A 7,795-nucleotide genomic window follows, 5' to 3' on the forward strand; every position below is an offset into this window, starting at 1 on the left:
GCCGGGGTGCGCGCGGGGCGCGGACGGCGTCGAGCACGAGGAGGACCACGGCGCACCACACCAGGGCGAAGCCGACCCAGCGCTCCGGGGGCATGGCCTCGTGGAAGACGGCCACCGCCAGGACGAACTGCCCAATGGGCGCCACGTACTGGATCATCCCCACGGTGCTCAGGGGCAGCCGCGAGGCGGCGGCGCCGAACAGCAGCAGGGGCACGGCGGTGATCACACCGGCGGAGAGCATGAGCAGGAAGTGTCCCGCGCCCTCGGAGGCGAGGGTGATCCCGCCGTGGGTTCCCAGCACCGCCACCGCCACGAGGGCCAGCGGGGTGATCATGGTGGTTTCTCCCGTCAGGGTGACGAGCGCGGAGTAGCGCGAGCCCAGACGGGACTTCACGAGGCCGTAGAAGCCGAACGAGAACGCGAGCCCCAGGGAGAGCCACGGCACGGAGCCGTAGAACACGGCCATCACGAGCACCGCGACGATCCCCACCGCGATGGCCGCCCACTGCAGGGGGCGCAGCTTCTCGTGCAGCACGATCACGCCCAGCAGGATGGCCACGATGGGGTTGATGAAGTACCCCAGGGATGCCTCGAGCGTGTGGCCCGTGGTGGCGGCCACGGTGTACAGCAGCCAGTTCCCCGCGATCAGCACCCCGGCCAGGCCCAGCGCGAGCAGCGCCTGACGGTCCCGGAAGAGCCGGGCGTACTGCCGGAGCCCGCCGGTGACCGCGAGCAGCAGCAGGCAGAACAGCAACGAGAAGAGGATCCGCATGGCCACGATCTCGTACGGGGCGGCCGGGGCGAGCAGCACGAAGTACAGGGGCAGCAGCCCCCAGATGGCGTACGCGCCGAACCCGTAGCCGACACCGGCCCGGACCCGACGGTGGTGGTCGGGATCCGGGCCGGAAGTCGTGGAGTCAGTCACCGGAGCATCCTAACGTCGGTGGCACCGGCGCCAGGACCACTCCTGGGGGACCTTGGTGGGGCTACAGGTCGAAGAACCGGCTCAGGAAGCCGCGCTTCTTCTTGCCCTTGCGCTCCGCCTGCTCGTTGGTCTCGACCTCCTGGCCGTCCACCACGGCGGGCGCCGAGAGGTCGTCGTCCGCTGCGCCGGGACCGGCCACGGTCTCGCGCTCCACGACCTCCTCGCGCGCCACGCGCTCCTCGCGGGCGGCGGCGTCCCGGTGCGCGGTGGTGCGCTCCTCGGTCTCCGCGGCGGTCCCGCGCTCGGCGTCCGCAGGCTCCGGCATGGGCTCCTCGCGCTCGGGAGCACCGGGCTGGGAGGCGGCGAGCCCGGGATCGGGGATCCGGGACATCGCGGTGGTGTTGGGGTGCGGCGAGGCCTGCGGGCCGGCAGTGGGGGTCTCGCCCTGCGGGCCGGGCAGCACGGTGGTCTCCACGCGGCCGGGCTCGGCCGGGGCTCGGGTGGGCTCCTGGTCGAACGGCAGGTCCGCGTCCCGCACCTGGCTCGCGGGGACGGCCACGTCCCCCTCGGGCTGCTCGGGCTCGGGCGCCTCGATGTCCTCGGGGGTGAGCTCGCTGGGCAGCGGCTCCTCCTGCGGTGCGGCAGCGGCGGCCGACGCCGCGGCGTCGGCCTCCTCGCGCTCGCGCCGCTTGCGCTCGGCGGCCTCGGCCCGCTGCTGCTCCCCGAGCACCTCGGCCTGGGCGACGGCGGACCGGCGGTCCTCGAGCAGCGCCTCGCGGTGCGTCCGGGCCTGACGCTCCAGCTCACGCAGCTCGTCCTCGCCCACGGAGGGCTCCGCGGGCTCCACGCCGGTGATCTGGTGCTCGTCGAACCAGAAGCGCTGGGCGCCGTCGTGCACGGTGACCACGCACGTGGCGTCCGTGTCCCACTCCACGTGGGCGCCGCGCAGCTTGGCGTAGCTGGCCACGGCCAGGTTGTGGTCCACGGCGGTGTCCGTGGTGAGGGACTCGCCGATCACCTGCATCATGCGTTGCTCCGTGAGGCGGGGCAGCTCGAACTCCGCGCCGTCCAGCAGCAGCCATGCGGTGATGTTGCCACCCGCGCGGGCCGGGTAGTGCGCGTAGAGACCCGTGGCGGCCTTGGCGGCCAGCGTGAGGCGCCGGGCCAGTCCGTCCTGCAGGGGCAGCTCGTCCGTGGTCAGCTCCGCCACGCCGTGGCGCTCACCGGCCTGCTTGGTCTGCACTGCCGCTGAGACCACCTGCGGGTCGAAGTGCCCGAGCTCCTGCCAGGACCACACGAACGAACCGCGCGCCGCGGACTCCGTGCCCAGCAGGTAGGGGGTCAGCGTGACGGGCGGGGTGGTGCGCAGGGTGAACGACGGCGCGGAGAAGTCCACGTCCCATTCCGCACCCTGGGACAGTTCCGCCAGCACTGCCTGGTATTCGGTGGAGAGGAAGATCGACGCGTCGATCAGCTCCTGCAGAGTTTTTGTCATGGCCCCAGGCTAACAACTGGGGCGGACTCCCACAGGGAGCGCCCGGCCCGCCCGCGCAGGGCACGGCGTCGCCCCGCAGCCCGGGAACGGCGGCACCCCCGGCACCGCCCGCCCGCGCCGGCGCCGGGGATCCGTGGTGACCCCGCGCACGTTGGCTAGGCTGGGCGTGCGCGCGGCCCGGTGACCTGCCGGGAACCCACCGCGCCGCCCGCGACCACCGGGCCCGGAGGGACCGGGCCGAAGGGACACTGACTGCACATGAGCTCTGCACCCCAGAACGCCTCGGAGACCCCCGCCCCCACCGAGCGCGAGCTCGTGACCCGGGTGGGTGAGTGGGTGATGTCCGTCCTGCGCACGGAGCCGGGGTGGGACTCCATGCTCGTGGAGTTCAAGCCCCAGGGCGGGCGCGTGCACCTGCGCGTGATCGAGAACCGCGACGGCACGGCGATCCCGGGTGCCGCGGGCCCCGTCAAGGTGGACAGCCCCGTGCTGGAGACCCTCGCGCAGCTGCAGCGTGCGTGCTTCGTACCCGGACGCGGCAGCTGGTTCTCCGCCTCCGTGACCCTGACCGCGCAGGGCTGGCCCGAGCCCACGCTGCGCACGAGCGCGTCCTACCACTTCCGGGACATGCCCCACACCTACGCGCAGGAGGGCCCCTACACGGGTCAGGACGTCCTGGACCAGCTCACCCGCTTCCCCCGCACCCAGGAGGGCACGCCGCTGTGGGCCGTGGAGCTCGCGCACACCGCGGGCCTCGAGCTGCCGTACGCCGAGCCCGCCGAGGATGAGGTCCGGGGTGACGTGCACCCGCGCCTGCGCGCGGCGGTCCTCGCGCACGGTGAGGAACCGGGCCAGCGCGCGCTCGCCGGGGTCTTGCGGGAGGCCCTGGCCGGCACGGTGCTCCTGGACGTCACCGGCTCGGACCTCGTGCCCGGGGAGGACGGCCAGCCCGTGGGGCCGGAGTCCAGCATCCGGGTGCAGACCCTCTCCCAGCCGGACGGCCGCAGGGCGCTCGCGGTGTACACCTCCGCGGACGAGGCACGCGCGATGTTCTCGGCGAGCAACCAGGATTCCCAGCGCACGGAGCCCGTGCTGCTGCGCCAGCGCGCCAGCGCCATGCTCGGGATGGTCGTGCAGGACGCGCAGTACCACGAGATCGTGGTGGACCCCGCCTCCGAGCACGCGCTGCGGATCCCCCGCGAGCAGATCGAGTGGGTGGCCCGCTCCCCCCACAACGAGCCCCTCAAGCAGGCCCTGCTGGACGACAACATGGCCAACGTCCTGGGCGCGCTGTTCAACCCGGAGGGCCACCTGATGCTCGGCACCCGGGACGAGGGGGAGGACACGATCCCCGTGATGGTGCGCCCGGAGGAGGAGGGTACCGCGCCCGACACGCTGCTGGTCTTCACCTCCGCGGCCGAGGTGGCCGCACTGGACCCCGAGCTCACGGTGCGTTCGGCGCCCTCGCGCCAGATCCTGCAGTTCGCACTGGACGCCGGTGTGGACGCCATCTGCCTCAACGCCATGGCCCCCGTGGCCACCCTGCCGGCCGAGCAGCTGCGGGAGATGCTCGAACTCGTCACCCAGCGCGAGCAGGCCGGCGCCCCGGGCCAGGAGGCTCCCGGCGCGGGCGCCGCCGGTGCGGAGGCCACCGAGCAGGACTGACGCGTCGGGAACGACGACGCCGCGCGGCGTCGTCGTCCCCGACGGCGCGCCGCACGCGTGGGCCCCAATGGCGAACCGGGCCCCCGAACGAGACCGGCCCCGCCCCCGCCGAAGCGGGAACGGGGCCGGTGCGCGTGGTGGAGCGGGGCGTCAGCGCCCGCTCACCGTGCGGGGATCAGATGCCGTAGGCGTCCGTCCCGGCATTGCGGGCCTCGGCCTCGCGCACGCGGCGGCCGAGATCGGCATCCACCTTCTCCCAGTACTGGAAGGCCGCCTCCTTGATGGTGGCGTCCGTGACGTCGCCGATGTGACCGGCGATGTTCTCCACGGTCTCGGCCTTCTCCTCGTCGTTGAAGACCTCGCGGTAGAGGGTGCCGGCCTGACCGAAGTCGTCGTCCTCGGAGTGCAGGGTGGCGGCGGTGCGCAGCAGCTCACCGTCGGACTCCCAGCGCATGTTGTCCGCCACGGCCGGACCCACACCGGCCACGGGGCCGCCCTTGGTGTTGGGCGCGTAGACGGGCTGGTTCGGGTGCTTGAACGAGTACCGCATGGGCCCGTCCTGCGAGTAGGAGTTCTGCTCCGCGCGGTACGGGAAGTTCACGGGCAGGTCCGCGAAGTTCGCGCCGATGCGGTGACGGTGCGTGTCCGGGTAGGAGAACACACGGGTCATGAGCATCTTGTCCGGGGAGATCTCCACACCGGGGACGGTGTTGCTGGGGGAGAACGCCGCCTGCTCGATCTGCGCGAAGTAGTTCAGGGGGTTCTGGTTCAGCGTGAACTTGCCCACCTTGATGCGCGGGTAGTCCTTCTTGGAGATCGTCTTGGTGACGTCGAAGGGGTTGAAGCGGTACGTCTTGGCGTCCTCGTACGGCATGACCTGCACGTACATGGTCCAGGACGGGAAGTCGCCCTTCTCGATGGAGTCGAAGAGGTCGCGGCGGTGCGCATCGGCGTCCTTGCCCGCGATCTCCTCGGCCTCGGCACCCTTGAGGCCCTCGGTGCCCTGGTCGGAGATGAAGTGGTACTTCACCCAGAAGCGCTCCCCGGCCTCGTTGCTCCACTGGTAGGTGTGGGAGCCGTAGCCGTTCATGTGGCGGTAGGTCTTCGGGATGCCGCGGGGGCCCATGAGGTAGGTGACCTGGTGGGCGGACTCCGGGGACTGGGTCCAGAAGTCCCACTGCATGGTGTTGTCACGCATGCCGGAACCGGGCAGACGCTTCTGCGAGTGGATGAAGTCCGGGAACTTGATGCCGTCGCGCACGAAGAAGATCGGGGTGTTGTTGCCCACGATGTCCAGGTTGCCCTCGGTGGTGTAGAACTTCAGGGCGAAGCCGCGGGGGTCGCGCCAGGTGTCCGGGGAGCCCTGCTCGCCGGCCACGGTGGAGAAGCGCGCCAGCATGGGGGTCTTGGTGCCCGGCTGGAACACGGCGGCCTTGGTGTACTGGGAGACGTCCTCGGTGATCTCGAGCTCACCGAAGGCTCCCGCGCCCTTGGCGTGCACCACGCGCTCGGGAACGCGCTCGCGGTCGAATGCTGCGAGCTTCTCCACGACGTAGGAGTCGTGCAGGACGATCGGGCCGTCCGCGCCCACGCTCAGGGAGTGGGCGTCCGCGTTGGTGGGAACCGGCTGGCCCTCTTGGTTGGTGGTGAACGAGCCGGTCTTGCGCAGGCCGTGCTCGTGGGGAGTGGTGTCAGACATGATTCCTCCTGGGTGATGGATGGGATCCGACGAAGAAGTGGACTTACTGGGCCTCCGGGGCACCCGCCGCAGCGTCCTGCTGACACTGCGGGCAGATCCCCCGGTACACCACCTCCGCGGACAGCAGCTGGAAGCCGTGGTCCTGGGAGGGTGTGAGACACGGCGCGTGTCCCACCGCGCACGGCACGTCCTGGATGACTCCGCAACGGATGCAGTACGCGTGGTGGTGGTTGTCCCCGGTGCGGATCTCGTACCGCGCCGGGGAGCCGGGCGGTTCGAACTTGGAGACCATGCCGATGGCCGTGAGGTCCGCGAGGACCACGTAGACGGACTGGACGGACATGTTGGGCAGGACCGAGCGGACCTGCTGCACGGTGTCCTCCGCCGTGGCGTGCGGTACGGACTCCACGGCGTCGAGCACCGCGAGACGTTGCTTGGTGACCCTGCGCCCGTGCGAGCGCAGGTGCGAGGTCCACGCAGCCCGCGAGGGGTGCGGTGCGATCTCGGCGGTGGTCTCCATGGCTCTGATCCTAGTCTTATTCTGAGCCATTCACAATAGTTAGGGTGACCTCACCCACGTCTCCCGGTGCCTCCCGCCGCCTCGAGAGCGTGCGCGGGCGGCGCCACGTCCCGACCCTCGGAGGGGGTGCGGTCCCGCTGAACCCGGCCCGGCGACGTCGCGCGGGACGGCCGCGGGCGGCGTCGCCGGACCCGCCGAAAAAAGTTTTCGGATTTCCGCGTCACGATCCGTCACCCCACGCGTCTACACAGTGGATCGCGTGCGGGCTGCACGGGATCCCGGACGGTCCGATCGCTCTGGGACCGACGAGCCGGTGCCACGGTCAGTACGGGGACACGTTGCGTGGCCACCGGTGGGCGAGAGCGTCTCTTCGCCGGGCGGGCTGCCCGGCACGGGGGAGAGGAGAGCGGTACTAGGAGACGGGGGCGGGACCGGTGGGGGCCGGTTCCGCCCCCGATCGCGGACCGTGTGCCCGGCCACGCAGAGCCGCAGACCTGCCCCGGAGCGCACGCCGGCGCGCGGAGCCCGTGCCGTGGTGCAGCGGAGGCAACAGTCTGTCGCCTCCCAGATGATGCTGACACAATGTCACTAGACCGCCCCCACACCACGTGCCGAGAGAGTGCCATGCGAGACAGTGCAGGCTCCGCAGTCCCCGGTCTCCCCGACCCCGCGGAGGGCCCCGCCAGTGACGAACTGCTGCTCGCGGCCGTGCGCGCCGGAGACAGCGCCGCGTTCGGAGAGCTGTTCGAGCGCCACCGCGGGTCCGCCCTGGCAGTGGCCCGGATGCACTCGCGCGGCGAGGCGGATGCCCAGGACCTCGTCTCGGAGGCGTTCACGCGCGTGCTCGCACTGCTGCGGGAGGGCCGCGGCCCCCGCGAGTTCCTGCGTGCCTACCTGGTCACGGCCGTCTCCCGGCTCGCGGCGGACCGCGCGAACGACCTCAGCCGCACGCGCCCCGAGGAGCCCCGGCCGGACGGGCCGCTGGACCAGGTGCAGCTCTTCGACGACACCGTGGTGCGCCAGGTGGACTCCGCCGTGGTGTCCCGCGCGTTCGCGTCCCTGCCCGAGCGCTGGCAGGAGGTGCTGTGGTACCTCGAGGTGGAAGGCCGCCGCCCGCGCCAGGTGGCGGCCGTGGTGGGCATGCAGCCCAATGCCGTGTCCGCGCTGGGCAAGCGCGCCCGCGAGGGTCTGCGCACCGCCTACATGCAGGAGCACGTCTCCGCACGGGCGCTCGAGGACTGCCACCAGTTCTCGTCCCAGCTGGGCGGGTTCGTCCGTGGCTCCCTCACCCCCTCGCGCACCAAGGTGGTCCAGGACCACCTGGACACCTGCTGCCGCTGCACCGCCGAGTACCTGCAGCTGCAGGATCTCGGCCTCGGCATGCGCGGCTGGCTCCTGCCGGTCCTCGCCGGGCTGCCCCTGTGGGAGGGCGCCGGCGGCCGCCTCACCGAGGTGCTGGGGGGCCTTCCGCTCACCGGCGGGGGTGCGGGG

Annotated in this window: 6 protein-coding genes; 2 read left to right on the plus strand and 4 right to left on the minus strand. The window is 71.9% G+C overall.

The genetic code is table 11. From position 1 onward, the window contains the following. Together rarD and CWC38_RS10210 are read right to left on the minus strand one after the other, a co-directional pair. Positions 1 to 925: EamA family transporter RarD (rarD, locus tag CWC38_RS10205; RefSeq protein ID WP_121846635.1), on the minus strand; the 925-nt coding region annotated here is incomplete at its 3' end. A 61-nt stretch (positions 926 to 986) separates the two neighbouring features. Further along, on the minus strand, positions 987 to 2,420 hold the full coding sequence (locus CWC38_RS10210) for a DUF6882 domain-containing protein (RefSeq protein WP_121846636.1): 1,434 nt from the start codon (positions 2,418 to 2,420) through the stop codon (positions 987 to 989). 258 nt (positions 2,421 to 2,678) lie between these two features. Here CWC38_RS10210 and CWC38_RS10215 point away from each other — a divergent pair, with 258 nt between their 5' ends. After that, positions 2,679 to 4,085: an SseB family protein gene (locus CWC38_RS10215; protein WP_121846637.1), complete on the plus strand. Its 1,407-nt coding sequence runs from the start codon at positions 2,679 to 2,681 to the stop codon at positions 4,083 to 4,085. A gap of 175 nt (positions 4,086 to 4,260) precedes the next feature. On the opposite strand, the gene CWC38_RS10220 is transcribed toward CWC38_RS10215, so the two are convergent. Next, positions 4,261 to 5,784, minus strand: a complete 1,524-nt coding sequence (locus tag CWC38_RS10220; protein ID WP_121846638.1) for a catalase — start codon at positions 5,782 to 5,784, stop codon at positions 4,261 to 4,263. 43 nt (positions 5,785 to 5,827) lie between these two features. Beyond that, entirely contained in the window at positions 5,828 to 6,304 is a 477-nt protein-coding gene (locus tag CWC38_RS10225) for a Fur family transcriptional regulator (protein ID WP_121846639.1), read from the minus strand. A gap of 624 nt (positions 6,305 to 6,928) precedes the next feature. Between CWC38_RS10225 and CWC38_RS10230 the strand changes: the two genes are divergently transcribed. After that, positions 6,929 to 7,795: RNA polymerase sigma factor (locus tag CWC38_RS10230; protein WP_165860398.1), on the plus strand; the 867-nt coding region annotated here is incomplete at its 3' end.

This window comes from Kocuria tytonicola, assembly GCF_003687455.1.
Lineage (GTDB): Bacteria > Actinomycetota > Actinomycetes > Actinomycetales > Micrococcaceae > Kocuria > Kocuria tytonicola.

Excerpts from the sequence above, each read along its gene's own strand:
- CWC38_RS10225 (WP_121846639.1), bottom strand. The coding sequence starts at position 6,304 with ATGGAGACCACCGCCGAGATCGCACCGCACCCCTCGCGGGCTGCGTGG.
- CWC38_RS10210 (WP_121846636.1), bottom strand. The coding sequence starts at position 2,420 with ATGACAAAAACTCTGCAGGAGCTGATCGACGCGTCGATCTTCCTCTCC.
- CWC38_RS10215 (WP_121846637.1), top strand. The coding sequence starts at position 2,679 with ATGAGCTCTGCACCCCAGAACGCCTCGGAGACCCCCGCCCCCACCGAG.
- CWC38_RS10220 (WP_121846638.1), bottom strand. The coding sequence starts at position 5,784 with ATGTCTGACACCACTCCCCACGAGCACGGCCTGCGCAAGACCGGCTCG.